Below are 17,948 nucleotides of genomic sequence, written 5' to 3' on the forward strand. Positions count from 1 at the left end.
CGGTCCCACGGCGTTCGAAGAGAGTCCACCTGATGAAAGGACTCCCTCTTCATGCGCTTCCCGCGTCGAAGAACCGCCGCTGCCGCGAGCGTGATCGCGCTCGCCGCCGCAGGCCTGGCCCAGCCCCAACTCGCGCATTCGAGCCCTGACCAGCTCACCCCGACAAGCAGTCCGTGGGATTCGTCCCGCAGCGTCACCCTGCTCACCGGTGACACCGTCCGGCTCGGCCCGACCGGCCGGCCCGAGATCAAGACTCGCCGCGACGGCATCTCGTACGCCGTCCAGAAGGTCGCCCGGCACCTGTACGTCGTACCGTCGGACGCCACGACGCTGCTGAGCCAGGGCAAACTCGACCACCGCCTCTTCGACGTCAGCGCCTTGCTGGCATCGGGACTGGACGATCAGCACAGCAAGGATGTCCGGCTCCTCGTCGAGTACGCGCAACCAACCGGCAGGCTCCGTTCGATCAACGCTTCGCCGACCCGCTTTGCCAAGACCGATGCTGCGGCCGGCTGGGCGAACCTGGTCAAGGGGCAGCGCCTCGCCGGTACCGTCCGCAAGATCTGGCTCGACGGAAAACGTCAGCTCAGCCTGGACAAGTCGGTTCCGCAGATCGGCGCGCCGGAAGCCTGGAAGTCCGGCCTGACCGGCAAGGGCGTCAAGGTCGCCGTCCTCGACAGCGGGATCGACGCCACCCACCCCGACCTGGCGGGCAAGGTGATCGCCGCCCAGAACTTCACCCAGGATCCCGCCGGCGATCAGGTCGGCCACGGAACGCACGTCGCCTCGACCATCGCCGGCTCCGGCGCCGCGTCGGGCGGTCGGTACCGGGGTGTCGCCCCGGATGCCGAGTTGCTCGACGGCAAGGTCTGCGCATTCACCTGCTTCGACTCCGATGTCCTGGCCGGGATGGAGTGGGCCGTCGCCCAGGGCGCCGACGTCGTCAACCTCAGTCTCGGCGGCACCGACACCCCGGAGATCGATCCGCTCGAGGAGGCCGTCAACCGGCTCAGCTCGCAAGCCCTCTTCGTCGTTGCCTCCGGCAACTGGCCGTACTGCACCAGCCCCCGGTACGGCGTATCGTCGCCCGCCACTGCCGATGCGGCCCTCGCCGTCGCCGCTGTCGACAAGGCCGACGCGTTCGCCGACTTCTCCTGCATCGGGCCGCGGCTCGGTGATCACGCCATCAAGCCGGACCTCACCGCGCCCGGCGTCGACATCGTCGCTGCCCGCGCCAAGGACGGCGTGATCGGCGAACCGGTCGACGAGAACTACACGAAGCTGTCCGGTACGTCGATGGCCACACCGCATGTCAGCGGCTCGGCCGCGATCCTGGTCCAGCAGCACCCGGACTGGAGCCCGGCCGGGATCAAGACGGCCCTGATGGCCTCGGCGAAGACCAACCCGGACCAGACCCTCTTCCAGCAGGGCGCCGGGCGCGTCGACGTCGGCGCCGCCACCAGGCAGAGCGTCGCGCCCTTGGAAGGCAGTATCTCCTACCCCGTTCAGACCTGGCCGCACACCGACGACGAACTGGTGAGCAGGACGATCACCTACCAGAACTCCGGTACGGCGGATGTCGATCTGCAGTTGGTTGCTCAAAGCAATGATCCTGGCGGCCGTCCGGCCGGAACCTTTACGCTCGACCGGTCCTCGGTGCGTGTCCCCGCAGGCGGCACCGCGAAGGTCACCGTCACCGCGAACACCAAGCTGGACGGTCCCAACGGCTACTACGCCGGACGGGTGATCGCGACCGCCGGCACGACTCACCTGACCACGGTGCTCTCGGTGGAACGTGAGGCCGAGAGCTACAACCTGACGATCAGGCACCTGGACCGCCGGGGCGGCCTGATCCAGCCGGCGGAGACGGTGGTGGCGTCACACGACGATCCCGAGGCGTTCGACTTCGCCTACGATCCGGTCAGCGTGGTCCGGCTGCCGAAGGGGAAGTACGTCCTGGACACCTACATCCGGCTGCCGACCAGCGATGACCGCAAGGACCGGGCCTTCCTGGCGATGCCGGAGCTCGACCTGAGCAAGGACACCACCGTGACCTTCGATGCGGCGCAGGCCAAACCGGTCAAGGTGGCGCCGCCACGAGCAGATGCCGCGCCGAACTCGATCGAGCTCGGTTTCGCCCGCGGCACGCAGCTCTCCTTCGCCTACCTCACTGGCACTTCCTTCGACGGCCTGGCGACTGCCCAGGTCGGCCCTGCTGTCGCGGGCAAGGATTTCGCGAGCACGCTGCTGACCCACTGGTGCCGGCCGGACGAAACCATGGGCTGCGACGATTCGCCGTACAACTACCTCTTGCAGTGGTTCGTGCCGGGCGAGCTGTACACCGGCTTTGACAAGGTCGTCCGACCGCAGGAGCTGGCCGCCGTCAAGGCCGATTACGCCGCCACTCCTGCGAGCAACAGGATGGAGATGGCGCGGTTCGCCAGGCCCCTCGCCGATCTGCCCGAGCAGCCCGTGGGCGGTTTCTCCCTCTTCCCGAAGCTGCCCAGTAGCACCACCCTGTATCTGCAGGCGGAGGGCATCCGCTGGTCCACGCAGTACCAGGAGATTCTCGTCGACCCGGACACCGGCGACTGGGGCAGCGGGACCCAGTTCGGTGCATCACCGCGGACGTACCGGGCCGGCAGCACGACTGTCGAGCACTGGAACAAGGGCGTCTTCGGTCCGGGCTTCCCGGCGACCGACCGACGGCCGTTCGATCCGGTCGCCAAGCCCTGGGCCGGTCGCGAGGGCGATCATCTGCACACCGATCTCCCTTTGTTCACCGACGGTTTCGGGCATCCGGGTTTCTCGCCGACGGATGAGGCCCGGACGACGCTGAAGCAGGACGGCAAGGTGATCGCCGAAGCGAAGGAGGCGGCCGGTGTGCTGACCGCCGATCTGCCGGCAGCCGCCGCTCAGTACCAGCTGGAGGTGGAGGCCAAGCGGAACTCGCAGAAAGGCCTGAGCAGCGAGGTCAGTGCGGTCTGGACGTTCCGTTCCGGCCACACGGCTGCGGACAGCGCGCTGCCCTTGTCGGCGGTTCGATTCAGCCCAGCGCTCGACGACCACAACCGGGCCAAGCCGGGTTGGGTGCCGGTGTCCGTTCAGCGGCAACCCGGTTCGGCGGCGCAACCGGCCAGGACCCTCGCGGTGCAGGTGTCGTACGACGAGGGCAAGAGCTGGCAGTCGGCTCCCGTACGACGCCACGGCGTCGCCTGGCAGGTCAAGGTCACCCCACCGGTCGGTACTGCGTATGTCTCGCTGCGAGCCCAGTCGGCAGACCGCGCGGGTAACACGATCGACCAGACCGTACTGAAGGCGTTCGCCGTCTCGCGCTGACGTCCGCCGAAGGGAGCGCGAAAGCCGTTTCCCTGCAGGTGACTGTCGGGTGCCCGGAGATCCTCCGGGCACCCGATCTTTTTCGCTCCGGGTGGCGTCTCACCAGCGGCTTGATCGACGACCTGGGGAGAAGTGAGATGGCAAGCAGGAAGAGGGGGCCGGCGCTCGCGCTGGCGGTGGCGCTGGTGGTGACGACCAGCGGGAGCGCGGCTGTGGCGCAAGGTGCCGGTGCGGTGCAGGGGCCGGCGTCGTGGCCTACGGGCAAGGGCGATCAGGTGGTCACCTTGATCACGGGAGACAAGGTGATCCTGGCAGGGGGCGACCCGGCGAAGTTGCGGGTTGAGAGGGGGCCGGGGCGGGAGAAGGTCGTCTTTCGGGTGCTGCGGGACAACAAGATGGACAAGGGCGCCAGTCAGGTCACGGTGCTGCCGATGGATGTCCGCACGATGGTGGGCTCCGGCCGGCTCGACCGGCGTTTGTTCGACGTGACCGGCCTGATCCGGATGGGGTACGACGACGCGCACCTGAAGGCCACTCCGTTGATCGTGGAGTACGACGCGCGCCGGCGCTCGGCCAGCGCGTTGCCGGGGGCAACAATCACTCAGCAGTTGCCGGCCGTCGGCGGGGCGGCGGTCCAGGTGCCGAAGAACGCCTCGGGGGAGTTCCTCCGGCAACTGGACGGCAGCGCCCGGTCGGTGGCCGGGATCAGCAAGATCTGGCTGGACGGCAAGGGCAAGGTGCTGCTGGATCAGAGCGTCCCGCAGATCGGTGCACCCGCCGCCTGGAAGGCCGGCTACACCGGCAAGGGCGTCAAGGTGGCGGTGCTCGACACCGGCATCGACAAGACCCACCCGGATCTCAAGAGCCGAGTGGTCGGCGGCAAGAACTTCACCAGCGACCCCGCCGGTGACAAATACGGGCACGGCACGCACGTCGCCTCGATCATCGCGGGCACGGCGGCCGCCTCGGGCGGTAAGTACAAGGGTGTCGCGCCGGACGCGCAACTGCTGGACGGCAAGGTGTGTGACAGCGAGGGGGGCTGTGAAGAGTCGGCCGTGATCGCCGCGATGCAGTGGGCAGCCGTCGAGCAGAAGGCCAAGGTGGTCAACATGAGCCTCGGCTGGCCGGACACCCCCGAGGTCAACCCGATGGAGGCGGCGCTCAACCGGCTGACCGCCCAGACCGGCACCCTGTTCGTCGTTGCCGCCGGCAACAGTGGTCCCGACGCGCAGACGCTGGGCTCGCCCGCCAGCGCGGACGCGGCGCTCACGGTCGGCGCGGTGGACAAGTCCGACCAGCTGGCCGAATTCTCCAGCCGTGGCCCGCGGCTCGGCGACGGCTCGATCAAGCCCGATGTCACCGCGCCCGGTGTCGACATCGTCGCCGCCCGCGCGAAGGGCGTCGAGATCGGCGAGCCCGTCAACCAGTACTACACGAAGCTGTCCGGTACGTCGATGGCGACGCCGCATGTGGTTGGTGCCGCGGCGCTGCTCGCCCAGCAGCACGTGGGCTGGAAGGCGCCCGAGCTGAAAGCGGTTCTGATGGGTTCGGCCAAGAAGCTGCCGAATCAAGGCGTCTTCGCGCAAGGAGCGGGCCGGATCGACGTCGCCAAAGCGATCACCGAATCGGTCCTCGCCTCGCCGGGCAGCCTGTCGTTCGGTACGGCGTTGTGGCCGCACACCGACGACAAGCCGGTCGCCAAGCAACTCACCTACCGCAACCTGGGCAAGTCCGCGGTGACGCTGTCTCTCAAGCTGACCGCGTCCGCCGCGGACGGCAAGCCCGCACCGGCGTCAGCCTTCAAGCTGAGCGCAACCTCGGTAACGGTCCCCGCCGGCGGAAGCGCTTCGGTGACCGTCACCTCGAACACCAAGCACAACGGACCCGACACCCTGTACTCCGGCCAGGTGGTCGCCAAGGCGGGCGCGTTGGCCATCGGCACGCCGTTCGCGGTCGACAAGGAGGTTGAGAGCTACGACCTGGTCATGCGCCACATCGGCCCTGATGGCAAGGGAACAGACCAGGGCGACACGCTGGTCTACTCGCTCGATCGGGACTTTGCCACCGAGCTCACGCCCGGCGCAGATGGAGTCGTGAAGCTGCGGCTGCCCAAGGGCAAGTACTTCGTCGACGGCAGCGTCGGGGACGCCCAAGGGCGCGTCTACCAGCTCGTCCGGCCTGTCCTGACGCTCGACCGTGCGACGAGCGCACCGATCGACGCCCGCCAGGCCAAGCCGGTGCGGATGACCTTGCCGCGGGCCGACGCCCGTCTCGGCCAGCTGGAGATCGGCTATCTGCGCGCACTGTCCGAAGGTGCGGAGAGCAACTCGATCTGGGCGCCAGACCTGGACCAGGTGCGCGTCGGTTCGCTGGGGAAGGCCGCTGCCAAGGATGAAATGCTCTCGTACGTCTCGACCCGGTGGGGCGTGCCCAAGCCCGACGGGCAGTTCCTCGATTCGCCGTACAGCTACAACCTGTTGCAAGGGAAGCAGGGCAGCTACTTCTCGGGGTACAACAGGATCGTTCGGGACAAGGAGCTGGCCAAGGTGGTCACGCGGTACGCCGCAGACCAGCCGGGACTGCTCGCCCTCGATCAGCGGTTCGGGACCCTGCCGGGGGCGGGCCTCAGCAGCTCGGGGCAGACCTTCGCGTACTCCAGGCCCGGTCAGGCCACGCATTATCTCGACACCGTGCCTGGGATGACCTGGTCGGCCATGGTCGACACCTTCAAGCCGGACAGCGGTGACGGCCGATGGCTGACCAATCACGTCGCCTACGACCAGCCCTATCAGGCCGGCCGGACGTACTCCGAGCGCTGGGGTGCCGCGGTCGCCGTACCGGATGTCGCCGACGGTGGCTCGACGCGGACCGGGAACGCGATCAACCTCTACGTGCAGCCGAACGCCGATGCGGACGGTCACTCCGGTGACTCGCTCGAGGTCGACAAGGCCGCGATCAAGCTGTTCCGGAACGGGAAACTGATCGGCTCGGACACCAGCCCGGGACAGCTGTCCGTCGAAGATGTTGCTGCAGGCAAGGGCTCGTTCCGGCTGGAGTCGTCGCAGGTGCGATCGCTGCTGCAGCTCGCGACCCAGATGAGCACGGTGTGGACGTTCAGCTCGCAGGACACCGGGAGCAAGGAAGTCGCCCTACCGCTCTGGGCGGTGCGGCCGCGGCCCGCGGTGGATCTGAACAACTCCGTGGCCCGGCAGCCGCTGTCGATCCTGCCGCTCGACGTCGTCAGCCAGCCGGGCGCGAAGGTGGGCGCGGTGAAGCAGGTGACGTTGCAGGTCTCCGGCGACGGCGGCAAGACCTGGACGAAGGCTTCCGTCGTACGGACCGGCAAGTCCGGCTACAAGGCCTGCTTCCGTACGCCGGCCGGGGCGAAGCTGATCTCGCTGCGGTCGACGCTGGCCGACCGGGACGGCAACACGGTCAGCCAGTCGGTGATCAACGCGTACCGGATTCGCTGAGAAAGCCGAACGCCCGGCCGGGAAGGTCTCCCGGCCGGGCGTTCGCGTACGTCGTGGATCAGCCGAGCAGGTTGAGCGCCTGCACCGCGTCGCGCTCCTCGCCGAGCTCCTGGGTGCTGGCGTCGATCTTGCCGCGGGAGAAGTCGTTGATCTCCAGGCCCTGGACGATCTCCCAGTTGCCGTCCTTGGTGGTCACCGGGAACGACGAGATGAGGCCCTCGGGGACGCCGTACGAGCCGTCGGAGACGACCGCCATCGACAGCCAGTCGCCGTCGGCCGAACCGAGCAGCCAGTCGCGGGTGTGGTCGATCGTCGCGGCCGCCGCGGAGGCGGCCGACGAGGCGCCGCGGGCCTCGATGATCGCCGCGCCGCGCTTCTGCACGGTGGGCAGGAAGTCGTTCTCGATCCAGTTCTGGTCGTTGACGACCTCGGCCGCGTTCTTGCCGGCCACCTCGGCGTGGAAGATGTCCGGATACTGGGTGGCGCTGTGGTTGCCCCAGATTGTCAGCTTCTTGAGGTCGGTGACGTGGGTGCCGGTCTTCTTCGCGAGCTGCGCGAGCGCGCGGTTGTGGTCCAGCCGGGTCAGCGCGGAGAACCGCTCGGCCGGGATGTCCGGCGCGTTGCTCTTGGCGATCAGCGCATTGGTGTTGGCCGGGTTGCCGGTCACGGTGATCCGGATGTCGTCCGCGGCGTGCTCGTTCAGCGCCTTGCCCTGGACGGTGAAGATCGCGCCGTTGGCCTCGAGCAGGTCGCCGCGCTCCATCCCCTTGGTGCGGGGGCGGGCACCGACCAGCAGGGCCACGTTCGCGCCGTCGAAGATGGTGTTGGCGTCGTCGCCGATCTCGATCCCGGCCAGGGTCGGGAACGCGCAGTCGTCGAGCTCCATCACGACACCCTCGAGTGCCTTCAGTGCCGGCGTGATCTCCAGCAGCCGCAGCTCGACCGGGGTGTCCGGCCCGAGCAGGGCACCGCTGGCGATGCGGAACAGCAGGCTGTAGCCGATCTGGCCGGCGGCGCCGGTGACGGCGACCTTCACGGGTGTAGTGCTCACGACATCGCTCCTCAGAGGTTTTCGACGGACTTGCCTTCGGACGCTAGCAAGTCGTCCGCCCGTGGGCGACGGTGGGTCCAGTGATCCGCACCACCCGGTCACGCTCCGCGTTCCGGCGTACTGCGAAACTCGGGGGATGGAACGCAAGGTCGGTAGTGGGGTCGCGACCGTCGAGGCCGAGGCCGACGGGACCTTCGTCCTGCGGGTCGACGGGTCGCTGCAGTCGCAGGTCGATCTGGCCGACCCGGCGAATCTCTGTTTCGAGTACGTCCGCCGGATCGGCGACGTCCTCGACGCCGTCGCCGAACGCCGCCAGCCGATCTCGGTGCTGCACATCGGCGGGGCCGGGATGACGCTCGCGCGGTACGTCGCCGCCACCCGGCCGCGGTCGCGGCAGATCGTGCTGGAGCCGGACGAGGATCTGACCGAGTTCGTCCGCGAGACCCTGCCGCTGCCGAAGCGCGCGGGTATCAAGGTCCGGCCGGTCACCGGGCGGGCCGGGATCGCGGACATCTACCCGGACTCGGTCGATGTGGTGATCGTCGACGCCTTCGTTCACGAGGCGGTCCCGGCGAACCTCGTCACCGCCGAGTTCGTCGCCGAGTGCGCCCGCGTCCTCCGCCCCGCCGGAGTCGTTGTCTTCAACCTCATCGACGGCACCGCGGGCCTCGGCTTCGTCCGCCGGGTAGCCGCCACCCTCCGCACCCACCTGGCCTCCGGCGCCCCTTCCGCCGGGCCCGCCGGCGGTGCCGGGCCTTCCGCCGGACCCGCTGGCGGTGGTAGCGGCCTCGGGTTCGGGGTGGTGCTGGCCGAGCGGAAGGTGTTGCGGGGGAAGGCGTTCGGCAACGTGGTGCTGGTGGGGTCGGCGCAGCCGGTGCCGGAGCTTGCCGACGCCGGGCGGCGCGCGCAACCGCCGTACGAGGTGCTCCCGCTGGTCGAGCTCGCGGGGAAGGCCGAGCCGCTCACCGACGCCGACGGGTTCACCTCGCCGGCCGCGCCTGCGGGGACCTTCGGGCGCTGAACCGGACAAAGCGCTGTCAGCTTTCCGGGGTGCGACCCGCGCTGGGCCTGCGGGCCAAGGTAATTTTGCGGGGTGTCCACAGCCAAGGTTGCCGCGCTGAACTACTACCCGGTGAAGGGTCTGGCCGGGGTATCGGTCGAGGAGGCCGAGGTGACGCCGACCGGTCTCCTGCACGACCGCAGCTTCATGCTCGTCGACCCCGAAGGCACCTTCCTCAGCCAGCGAACCGTTCCCGCGATGGCGCCGCTGAAGGTGCAGGTCCTCGGCGACTCCCTGCGGCTGTCCGCCGACGGCGCCGACGATCTCGAAGTACCGATCCAGTACGACGGTAAGCGGCGCGACGTGAGCCTGTTCAACAAGTGGTTCGGGGCTGGTGTGGTCCAGGACCCGGCGGCGGCCGAGTGGTTCTCCGAGCGTCTCGGACGTCCCGCGGCTCTGGTCCGCGTGACGCCCGAGCACGACCGTCCCGGTTGGGGCGTGCACAAGGGCCAGACCGGCTTCGGCGACGCGCACGCGCTGCTGATCACGTCGTTGTCGTCGCTCGACGGGTTGAACGAGCGAATCGTGGAGCGCGGCGGCACCCCGATCCCGATGAACCGCTTCCGCCCGAACCTCGTCATCTCGGGCTGGGACGAGTGGCACACCGAGGACCGCGTACTGCGTGCTTCGGCCGGCGAGGTCGACTTCGGGTACGCCGCCCGCGCGATCCGGTGCGCCGTGCCGACCGTCGACCAGGCGACCGGCCGCAAGAGCGGACCCGAGCCGACGCGCACGCTCGCGACGTACCGGCGGCAACCCGACTACGGCGGCGGCGTGAGCTTCGGAATGAAGGCGGCCGTGCTCAAGCCCGGCGTCGTCCGGGTCGGCGATGAGATCTTGGTACACGATTGGTTGCCGGAAGGCCCTGATCCCGCGCCGCTGGCTCGATAGCCTGCGACTCCACCGACCTGTGGAGTCGCCATGCGCCGGATCGTTCTGCTGGTAGCCCTTTCCTTGCTCTTGGCCCCTATCTCTCCTGCTGTTGCTGTCAGCAACGATGGACCCCGGTACGACGTACGCCTCGGCGCCGACGCCAGTGGGGTGACCTGGACAGGGCGGGAGCGGGTGACCTTCACGAACACGTCGGCGGGCACGCTGTCCGAGGTCTACCTACGTTTGTGGGGCAACGCATGGGACGGCTGCAACTCGTCACCGGTGCGGGTGAGCCACTTCGCGGGCGGGACGCCTGGTACTGCGTCCGTCGCGTGCACCGCCTTGCCGGTGGCTCTCACCCAACCAGTTGCTCCAGGCAAGCAGATCTCCATCGCCTTCGACCTCAGCATCACCGCGCCCGATCGGGCTGAGAAGTTCGGCCGGTCGGGCGACTACAGCTTCTTCGGCAATGCTCTGCCGGTGCTGGCGATTCACGACCAGGCCGGCTGGCACCTCGAACCGGATGTCGGCATCGGTGAGAGCTACTACGCGGCCGCCGCCGACTTCGCCGTACGACTGGATCATCCCGCCGCTGTGCAGGTTCCCGCGACCGGGACGGAATCGGGCGGTGTGATCACCGCCAAGCAGGTGCGCGACTTCGCTTGGGCCGCCGGGCCGTTCGAGCACTCGGAGGTGACCTCGCCCGGTGGCGTGAAGGTCCGCACCTGGTGGACCTCGGTGGTGACGGCGGGCGCCGTCGCCACTGCGCGAACCGGAGCAGTCGCCGCGGTCGACGATTTCGGCCGCCGCTTCGGGACCTACCCCTACGGCGAACTCGACCTCGTGCTCAACGACAAGTGGGCCGCCTTCAGCGGGATGGAGTACCCGGGCTTCGTGCTGCTCGTCGCCCCGCCGTACGGCGAAAGCGCCGCCGTCCACGAGGTGGCGCACCAGTGGTGGTACGGCATCGTCGGGAACAACGAGTACGCGGATCCCTGGCTGGACGAGTCGTTCGCGACCTACTCCGCCGACCTCTTCGCCGGCGACGCGAAGCCGGGTTGCTGGCCGGGCTCCGTCGTGACCTCGATCACCAACTCGATGGCCTACTGGAAAGCCCACCCGACCAGCTACGGCACCTACGTCTACACCTACGGCGCCTGCATGCTCCACGACCTCGACCGCCTGATCGGCGGCCCGGCCATGGCCACCCTGCTGAAGACCTACGCCCTCACCCACTGGTACGGCATCGCCACCCCGGCAGCCTTCAAGCAGGCCGCCCAATCCGCAACAGCGATCGACCTGACTTCCTTCTGGAGCGGTCACAGCATCGGCTAGAGGTCCATCGCGATGCCTGCGGTGGGGAGGCGGAGGCGGTCGGCCAGGTTGGCGGTGGTGAAGGTTTTGGCGAGGTGGGTGGGGCCTTCGCTGAAGTGGGCCCAACCTTCGGTGTGGACGGGGACGATGACGGCTGGGTTCAGGAGCCGGGCTGCTTCGACTGCGGCTTCCGAGGTGAGGGTGAGTGGGGCACCGTCCAGGAGGGGAGTGCGGGCGGCGCCGGCGAACAGTACTGCGACGTCCACCGAGCCGGCCTTGACGCCGGGGATGGTGCCCGCGGCGAGGCGGGTGACGAGTTCGTCGACCAGGTCGACCGACGCGTTGTCGCCGGAGACGTAGACGGTCGGCAGGTCGTCGCCGGTGAGCAGGAAGCCGGTGACGATACCGGTCACCGGCTCGCAGCCCTCCGGGCCGTGGCGAGCGGGGAGGCCGGTCACCGTGAGGACACCACCGTCCGGGCGGGCGAGGTCGATCGATGCCCAGTTCTCCAGGCCGTGTACGCCGGGAACCCGCTCGGCGGCGGCCGTCGTCGACAACACCTTGGGCACGCTCGACAGCAGTTCCCGGCCGGACTCGTCCAGGTTGTCCTTGTGCTGGTCGTGCGACAGCAGAACGGCATCGATCGGCCCGAGCTCCGCGATCTCCAGCGCGCGGCCGGTCAGCTTGGTCATCACGCGCCCGGGCAGGTGGTACTCGCGGGGCTGGTCGAACGCGGGGTCGGTCAGCAGAGAGAGGCCGCCGATGGTGAGCAGGGCGGTCGGTCCGCCGATGTGAGTGAGCAACATGTCTTCATCCTTCAGCTTCGAAACCCTCCTGACCATTGGCCCGGAGGACATACTTGCTTAAGATCGGGCCATGCGTTCGGTAGCGGTCCTCGCGTACGACGGGATGAGCCCGTTCCATCTGTCCGTGCCCTGCCTGGTGCTCGGCGACCGCCTCGGCGGCGAGCGGCAGTACGACGTACAGGTCTGTGCCGAGAAGCCCGGGCGCCTCGGCACCAACGCCGGATTCGACCTGCACGTCGAGCAGGGTCTCGCCGCGATGGACGACGCGGACGTGGTGATCCTGCCGAGCTGGGATCCGGACCTGGAGCCGTCCGATGCCCTGATCGAGGCGATCCGGGCGGCACACGCGCGGGGCGCGACCGTAGTCGGCCTGTGCATCGGGGCGTTCCTGGTCGCGGCGAGCGGGATCGCCGACGGGCGGGAAGTGGTGACGCACTGGCGATGGGCCGACCAACTGGCCGCGCGGTACCCCGGGATCGACGTACGCGCCGACGTGCTCTGGTCGGACCTGGGCGACCTGCTCACCTCGGCCGGTACGGCGGCTTCGCTCGACTGTTGCCTTCACCTGGTCCGGACCCATCACGGCCTCGAACTGGCGGAGCGGCTGGCCCGGACGATCGTGGTGGCGCCGTACCGGAGTGGGTCACAGGCGCAGTACATCCCGGCCCCGATGCCCTCCGATCCGGCCGACGACGTGATCGAACGAGCGATGGTGTGGGCCCGGTCCCGGCTCGACCAGCCGGTCTCCCTGGACGAGTGGGCGGCCGCGGTCGCGCTGTCACGGCGTACGTTCACCCGGCAGTTCCGGGCCAGGACGGGTAGCAGTGGACAGGCCTGGTTGCTGCGGCAACGGCTGGACCGCGCGCGGCTGCTGCTGGAGACCACGGACCACCCGGTCGAGCGGGTCGCGGCCGAGAGCGGCTTCGGCAGCAGCGCGGCGCTCCGGCATCACTTCCACCTGGTCTTCGGTACGACGCCGCAACGGCATCGCCAGGAGTTCGCGACGCCCAGGGACGGGCGAGGACTGCTCGGATCAGAGCAGCAGCAGGAGCGTGTAGAGCGCCGGGGCCGCGAAGGTGACCAGCAGGATCCAGGCCATCATCTTATGGCCGGGCTTGGCGCCGTCCAGCGATGAGGCGAAATGGACCACCGCGCCCTCTTCGGTATGGCGGCTGAGGCCGATCCGGCGGGCGTCCTCGGGTCGCCGGTCGGGACGTTCGTCCGCCAGGGCGTCGGGTGGGATGCCGTAGAGCGCAGGCCGGGCCGCATCGAGGTCGTCACGCTCGCCGTACATCCGGCCTCCCGCCAAGGTGGATGGAACTTCCTCCATGGTCGCACCAAACACCACCCCAGCGGCCCGACGCCGCCGAGCCGCTGTACTGAGTAGTCGAGCCGCTACCGGAAGTCAGCCACCCAGGCCACCCTGGTGTGGTAGCTGCAGAACAAATTCAGAAGGCCGCCGCAGGTCCTGTACCTGGCCGTGTCGCGGCCGACACCGAGCTCCCGCAGGCCGCAGTTGAGCACCGTGCCTGAGCTGTTGTTCTTCAGCCGATCGAACGCTGCCTGCGCGGACATGTCGTCGCCACCGGCCGACGCCTTGGACTGTTCGGTCGAGGAGACGTCGCCGCTGTCGGCCCGATCGCCGGCCTCGTTGCGGGCGCCGCCGGTGAGATCGCTGTCGCGGCCCAGCGGCGCGCAGCCGTTCTGCACCCGCGCGTCGTCGATCAGCGAGAACAACTGCTGCTCGTCGGCGCTCATGCTGCCGTCGTCGGTCGGTGGCTGAGTCGTCGGCGGCTTGCTGGGCACCGGCGTCGGCGTGGTGCTGTGCGAGTCCCCGCCGCGGGTCGGCTCGACCGGCGGTGTGCTCGTCTGGTCGCCCGGACCGTCCGTCGGCACGGTCGTCGGACGACTTGAGGGCGTCCTCGTCGGGTCGTCGCCAGGAGTCGGTGTGGCGGACGGCGTACGGGTCGGCTTGGTCGGCGTGACGCGTGGAGTCGGCGTACTGGTCGACGGTGTGTCGCTCGTCTGCACCACCGGCTCGTTGGAGGCGGTGATGTAGGTGTCGTCGTCCCTGGTGACGTAGGGGATCGAGGCGTCGGCCTGGTCCGACTGCGGTTCGTGCAGGAGGATCCAGGAGATCGGGGTGATGACCAGGATGACGGTGCCGATCGCGACCAGCGTCCGCTTCAGCCTGGACGGAGTTTCAGCGGCTCGACGGCCGCGCCGGGCTCGTGTGGCACCGGGTGCTGACATTGCTTGGTGTTCCCTTCACGGTCGCCGTCCCCCTCTGGCGTTGAGGTCAGTTCCGGCCGAAGTCCTGGACCCAGCTGCCCGGTCCCCACTCGGACTTCACCTGGCCAGGGTCGTACCCGATGCCGATCTTGTTGAACCTGCAGTTGAGGATGTTCGCGCGGTGCCCGTCGCTGTTCATCCAGGCGTTGAAAACCCTCTGCGCGGTGCTGTAGCCGGCGGCGATGTTCTCGCCCCAGCCCGAGCCGTGCCAGCCGGCGGCGGCCATCCGGTCGCCCGGGTCCTGCCCGTCCGGGTTCGTGTGATCCATGTAGTGGCGGCGGACCATGTCCGAGGCGTGCTTGCCGGCTGCCTCGACCAGGCTGTCGTCCAGCGACAACGGGCCACAGCCCTGGTTGCGCCGGGCCGCGTTGGTGAGGTCGAGGACCTCGCGCTCCTCGGCGCTGGTGCCGCCACCACCGGACGGCGGAGGCGGTGGGTCGTCCGGGGTCTGCGTGGCGGTGACCGTCTTCGTCGGCGTGCCGGTCGTCTTCGGCGGTTTCGGCTTGCCTTCGATCGTCCGCGGCGCCTTCGGCGTGACGGTCACCGTGGTGACCTCACCGGGGGTCGAGGCCGGCCCGCTCGAGGGGGTGGTGCCGGCGGTCGACTCGGCCGACCCGAGCTGCGGCGTACCGGACGGAGTGATCGTGGTGGTGACGCCGTTCGGCAGGGTCGCCGTGACGGTGACCTGCTTGCCCGGCAACTTGGCGGCGATGGTGCTGGTGTCGTCGACAGCGGCCGGGCCGGAGTCGTCCTGGGAGATGTTCAGCACCTTGGTGTCGTCCGTGGCGACAGCGGAGCCGTCGTGCGCGGTGACCAGCCAGACCACCGGGCCGATGGCCAGCAGAACCGACAATGCGCTGACGATCGGGCCGAGCAGGCCTCGTCGCTTCTTCGGCGCGGCTCGTCTACCGCGGTGTCGCCCAGGGGTTGGCGATTCCGTCATGGGTGGGCGAATCCTCTTCAGTTCGTCGTACCGGAAGTCCGTCGTTCCCCGTCGTTCGTTGCCAGGCCCCCCTGGTTACCGAACAGTGACCCTAACCGATGCGTGAGGTCACCGTTACGGGTCGGTAAGGCGTCTTAACGATCACCGAAGGTTGCCCCTGGAAACGTGCCGCGACCGGTCAGCCGCCGAAGTCCTGGACCCAGCTTCCGTTGCCCCATTCGGGTTTGACCTGGCCGCTGTCGTAGCCGATGCCGATCATCGTGTAGGAGCAGTTGAGGATGTTGCGGCGGTGTCCCTCGCTGTGCATCCAGCCGTCCACCACGGCCGCGGCGCTGCTGTACCCGACGGCGATGTTCTCCGCCATCGCACCACCGGTGAACCCGGCCGCCTTCATCCGGTCGAACGGGCTGCGGCCGTCCTGGCTGTTGTGGTCGAAGAAGTGGTGCACGACCATGTCGGTCGCGTGCAGGTCGGCCGCACGGGTCAGCGCGCTGTTCGTCCGCAGCGGTCCGCAACCGGCCTTCGCCCGCTCGTTGTTCGTGAGCGCCAGAACCTGCGCCTCCTTCGAACCACTCGGCGCGGGCGGCTGCGTCGTCGGCTTGGTCGTGGGCTTCGTGGTCGGCTTGGTCGTGTGGCTGGTCCCTGGCGACGTCGTTGTCGGCGTCGGCCGGGGCGTCCTGGTGGCGTGCCGGCTCGGTGCCGTCGTCGACCGCGTCGGTGTGGGAGTCGCGCTGGGGGTCTTGCTCGGCGTCTTCGACGGGGTCGGAGTGGCCTGAGGAGGCGTCGGTGTCGCGTCGTCGGTCGGGGGAGTGCTCACCTCGTCGGTCACCACCGACGTCAGCGGATCGTGCTGCCCGGTCGCGACCGCGTCCTTGCCGTCACGCGTCACGTACCAGCCGCCGGCGGCGACCAGACTCAGTACCGCCAGAGCTCCGACGATCGGCCCGGCCACACCGCGCTTGCGTCGACGGTGACCTCTCGGTTCCTCGTTGCTGTAGTCGTCGGGCCCGTTCTCCGAAGGAAAGAAGGGGTTCTGGCCGTTGGGCGGGTTCGTCACGCGAGGGACCGTAGCGGATCCCGTCGCCGACCACGAGACTTCGTGAGCTACCTGACCCCCGCATTGACGAAGCTTTGACGTACGGCGTCGGCGCGTACCGCGCTAGCCCACAACGCAAGGAGGAGACCGAGTGCGGGTGGTCGTAGGGGCAGGTGCCGTCGGTACGGCGGTCGCCAAACTCCTTGCAGAGCAGGGCGAACAGGTCAAGGTGGTGACGAGGAGCGGCGCCGGTCCCGACCACTCACGGATCGAAAAGGTCGCCGCCGACGCCAGTGATCCGACCGAGTTGAGCCGGATCGCGGCAGGCGCCGACACCCTCTTCAGCTGCGGCGGTCCGGCGTACGACAAATGGGCCACCGACTGGCCGCCGCTCGGTGCATCGCTCATCGGCACGGCCCAGGCCACCGGCGCGTTGCTGGTCACCACCGGCAATCTCTACGGGTACGGCGCACCGACACATCCGATGACAGAACATGACGAGGAGCGGCCGAACTCGGTCAAGGGCCGGGTCCGTGCGCGGCTCTGGGCCGACGCACTCGCCGCTCATCGCGATGGCCGGATCCGTACTGCGGAGGTCCGCGGCTCCGACTACCTCGGCGCGGGAGCAGCCTCCTTCTTCACGGTCGGAGTCCTCCCCGGCGTACTCCGGGGCAAGGCGGCTCCCGTGCCCGCCGACCTCGATGCCGCGCACAGCTGGACGTACGTCGGGGACGTGGCCCGCACCCTGATCGCTGTCGCCAAGGAGGACAGCGCCTGGGGGCGGGTCTGGCATGTGCCGACGGCCCCGCCCGTCTCCGTGCGCGAGCTGGCCACGCAGGCGGCCGCGATCGCCGGCGTCCGGGCTCCGCGGCTGATAGCCATGCCGCCGGCTCTGCTGTGGCTCGGTGGCTTGGTCAACAAGCAGGCCAGGGAGATTCGCGAACTGCAGTACCAGTTCCGGCAACCGTTCGTGCTCGACTCATCCGCCGCCGCGGAGAAGTTCGGCATCGAGCCGGTCGGCGCCGACCAGGCCCTGCGCGAAACCGTCACCCACCTGAAAGGGGCGGTTTGAGCTAGGCCGAGCGGGCGATGACTATGTCGGCGACGACCTTCCAGCCGAGGCTGCGGTAGAGCCGCAGGCCGTCGATCGAGGCGATCAGGATGCCGCGTTTGGCGCCCTGGGCCGCTGCGGTCTCGACCAGGGAAGCCATCACCGCGCTGCCGAGTCCGCGTCGTCGGTGCGCCGGGTCGGTCTCGATCCGGTCGGCGACGGCGTCCTCGCCGACCACGGCCATCCGGCCGCTCGACACGACTCCGCCGTGCAGCGTGGCCCGGGTGATGATCAGGTCGGACTCGAGCTCGGAGTGCAGCGAGTAGCGCTCGTTCAGGGTCAGCGCGGGCTGCTCCGACAGCTGGATCGTCATCAGCCAGTCCTGCTCGCGCTGCACCTCCAGCCCGAGGTCCTCCAGTTGCTCGACGCGGGCCTCGCGATCGTCGGTGGCCAGCGTGATCCAGCCCGCGCCGCGGCCACCGCCGGCGTTGAGCGCCAGCTCGGCGGCGCGCTCCACCCGCTCGGGTTTGTCGTCCGCGTCCAGGACGACGTACTCCATCGCGCGGTTGTCCTCACCCGCGCGGACGGTCAGGATCCCGTCGTTGTCGTCGTCGACCTTGGTCCAGCCCCGCGACACAGACCACCCGGCCTGCCAGCGGCGGACGAGTTCCTCACGATCTCTCACTCGTCGATTCAACCAGTCAGAACGC

At 69.1% G+C, this 17,948-nt stretch carries 14 protein-coding genes; 7 read left to right on the forward strand and 7 right to left on the reverse strand.

Translation table 11 applies throughout. The features are described from left to right. Positions 1 to 51 precede the first annotated feature (51 nt). Together DIZ26_RS26580 and DIZ26_RS26585 are read left to right on the forward strand one after the other, a co-directional pair. Complete coding sequence (locus DIZ26_RS26580; RefSeq protein WP_112246317.1) at positions 52 to 3,339, forward strand: S8 family serine peptidase; 3,288 nt, start codon at positions 52 to 54, stop codon at positions 3,337 to 3,339. A gap of 137 nt (positions 3,340 to 3,476) precedes the next feature. Beyond that, positions 3,477 to 6,812: a S8 family peptidase gene (locus DIZ26_RS26585; protein WP_112246319.1), complete on the forward strand. Its 3,336-nt coding sequence runs from the start codon at positions 3,477 to 3,479 to the stop codon at positions 6,810 to 6,812. Positions 6,813 to 6,870: 58 nt separating this feature from the next. On the opposite strand, the gene DIZ26_RS26590 is transcribed toward DIZ26_RS26585, so the two are convergent. After that, on the reverse strand, positions 6,871 to 7,863 hold the full coding sequence (locus DIZ26_RS26590) for a malate dehydrogenase (RefSeq protein WP_112246320.1): 993 nt from the start codon (positions 7,861 to 7,863) through the stop codon (positions 6,871 to 6,873). A gap of 136 nt (positions 7,864 to 7,999) precedes the next feature. Between DIZ26_RS26590 and DIZ26_RS26595 the strand changes: the two genes are divergently transcribed. From DIZ26_RS26595 to DIZ26_RS26605, 3 genes are all read left to right on the forward strand, one after another. After that, a complete protein-coding gene (locus DIZ26_RS26595; protein WP_112247119.1) occupies positions 8,000 to 8,884 on the forward strand; it encodes a spermidine synthase in 885 nt (294 codons plus the stop codon). 72 nt (positions 8,885 to 8,956) lie between these two features. After that, positions 8,957 to 9,814, forward strand: coding sequence for an MOSC domain-containing protein (locus tag DIZ26_RS26600; protein WP_112246322.1), 858 nt, complete (start codon positions 8,957 to 8,959; stop codon positions 9,812 to 9,814). Positions 9,815 to 9,844: 30 nt separating this feature from the next. Continuing rightward, on the forward strand, positions 9,845 to 11,131 hold the full coding sequence (locus tag DIZ26_RS26605) for a M1 family metallopeptidase (protein WP_112246324.1): 1,287 nt from the start codon (positions 9,845 to 9,847) through the stop codon (positions 11,129 to 11,131). On the opposite strand, the gene DIZ26_RS26610 is transcribed toward DIZ26_RS26605, so the two are convergent. Next, positions 11,128 to 11,916, reverse strand: coding sequence for an MBL fold metallo-hydrolase (locus DIZ26_RS26610; RefSeq protein WP_112246326.1), 789 nt, complete (start codon positions 11,914 to 11,916; stop codon positions 11,128 to 11,130). The genes DIZ26_RS26605 and DIZ26_RS26610 overlap by 4 nt on opposite strands. A 70-nt stretch (positions 11,917 to 11,986) precedes the next feature. Between DIZ26_RS26610 and DIZ26_RS26615 the strand changes: the two genes are divergently transcribed. Beyond that, a complete protein-coding gene (locus tag DIZ26_RS26615; protein ID WP_112246328.1) occupies positions 11,987 to 13,051 on the forward strand; it encodes a GlxA family transcriptional regulator in 1,065 nt (354 codons plus the stop codon). Here the strand turns inward: DIZ26_RS26615 and DIZ26_RS26620 are convergent. The 4 genes from DIZ26_RS26620 to DIZ26_RS26635 form a co-directional block, all read right to left on the reverse strand. Then, complete coding sequence (locus tag DIZ26_RS26620) at positions 12,950 to 13,246, reverse strand: hypothetical protein (protein ID WP_232828613.1); 297 nt, start codon at positions 13,244 to 13,246, stop codon at positions 12,950 to 12,952. The genes DIZ26_RS26615 and DIZ26_RS26620 overlap by 102 nt on opposite strands. Positions 13,247 to 13,311: 65 nt before the next feature. Continuing rightward, positions 13,312 to 14,169 carry a CAP domain-containing protein gene (locus DIZ26_RS26625; protein ID WP_112246331.1) on the reverse strand — a complete coding sequence of 286 codons (858 nt, stop codon included), beginning with the start codon at positions 14,167 to 14,169 and terminating at the stop codon, positions 13,312 to 13,314. A gap of 46 nt (positions 14,170 to 14,215) precedes the next feature. After that, positions 14,216 to 15,151 (reverse strand): CAP domain-containing protein, encoded by a 936-nt coding sequence (locus DIZ26_RS26630; protein WP_112246333.1) that lies wholly within the window; start codon positions 15,149 to 15,151, stop codon positions 14,216 to 14,218. Positions 15,152 to 15,329: 178 nt separating this feature from the next. Beyond that, positions 15,330 to 16,208 (reverse strand): CAP domain-containing protein, encoded by an 879-nt coding sequence (locus tag DIZ26_RS26635; RefSeq protein WP_112246335.1) that lies wholly within the window; start codon positions 16,206 to 16,208, stop codon positions 15,330 to 15,332. Between the two features lie 130 nt (positions 16,209 to 16,338). Between DIZ26_RS26635 and DIZ26_RS26640 the strand changes: the two genes are divergently transcribed. Further along, the gene (locus DIZ26_RS26640) at positions 16,339 to 17,259 is read left to right on the forward strand and encodes an NAD-dependent epimerase/dehydratase family protein (RefSeq protein ID WP_112246337.1); all 921 of its coding nucleotides are present in this window, start codon (positions 16,339 to 16,341) and stop codon (positions 17,257 to 17,259) included. Position 17,260: 1 nt separating this feature from the next. Here DIZ26_RS26640 and DIZ26_RS26645 read toward each other — a convergent pair whose 3' ends face one another. Continuing rightward, positions 17,261 to 17,923, reverse strand: a complete 663-nt coding sequence (locus tag DIZ26_RS26645) for a GNAT family N-acetyltransferase (RefSeq protein ID WP_112246339.1) — start codon at positions 17,921 to 17,923, stop codon at positions 17,261 to 17,263. Between the last annotated feature and the right edge of the window lie 25 nt (positions 17,924 to 17,948).

It is taken from the genome of Kribbella monticola, assembly GCF_003261635.1.
Taxonomy (GTDB): Bacteria; Actinomycetota; Actinomycetes; order Propionibacteriales; family Kribbellaceae; genus Kribbella; species Kribbella monticola.

Bases quoted from the DNA above. Each gene is read 5' to 3' on its own strand.
- DIZ26_RS26605 (WP_112246324.1), top strand. From the start codon at position 9,845: ATGCGCCGGATCGTTCTGCTGGTAGCCCTTTCCTTGCTCTTGGCCCCT.
- DIZ26_RS26610 (WP_112246326.1), bottom strand. From the start codon at position 11,916: ATGTTGCTCACTCACATCGGCGGACCGACCGCCCTGCTCACCATCGGC.
- DIZ26_RS26620 (WP_232828613.1), bottom strand. From the start codon at position 13,246: ATGGAGGAAGTTCCATCCACCTTGGCGGGAGGCCGGATGTACGGCGAG.
- DIZ26_RS26580 (WP_112246317.1), top strand. From the start codon at position 52: ATGCGCTTCCCGCGTCGAAGAACCGCCGCTGCCGCGAGCGTGATCGCG.
- DIZ26_RS26595 (WP_112247119.1), top strand. From the start codon at position 8,000: ATGGAACGCAAGGTCGGTAGTGGGGTCGCGACCGTCGAGGCCGAGGCC.
- DIZ26_RS26615 (WP_112246328.1), top strand. From the start codon at position 11,987: ATGCGTTCGGTAGCGGTCCTCGCGTACGACGGGATGAGCCCGTTCCAT.
- DIZ26_RS26585 (WP_112246319.1), top strand. From the start codon at position 3,477: ATGGCAAGCAGGAAGAGGGGGCCGGCGCTCGCGCTGGCGGTGGCGCTG.
- DIZ26_RS26630 (WP_112246333.1), bottom strand. From the start codon at position 15,151: ATGACGGAATCGCCAACCCCTGGGCGACACCGCGGTAGACGAGCCGCG.
- DIZ26_RS26625 (WP_112246331.1), bottom strand. From the start codon at position 14,169: ATGTCAGCACCCGGTGCCACACGAGCCCGGCGCGGCCGTCGAGCCGCT.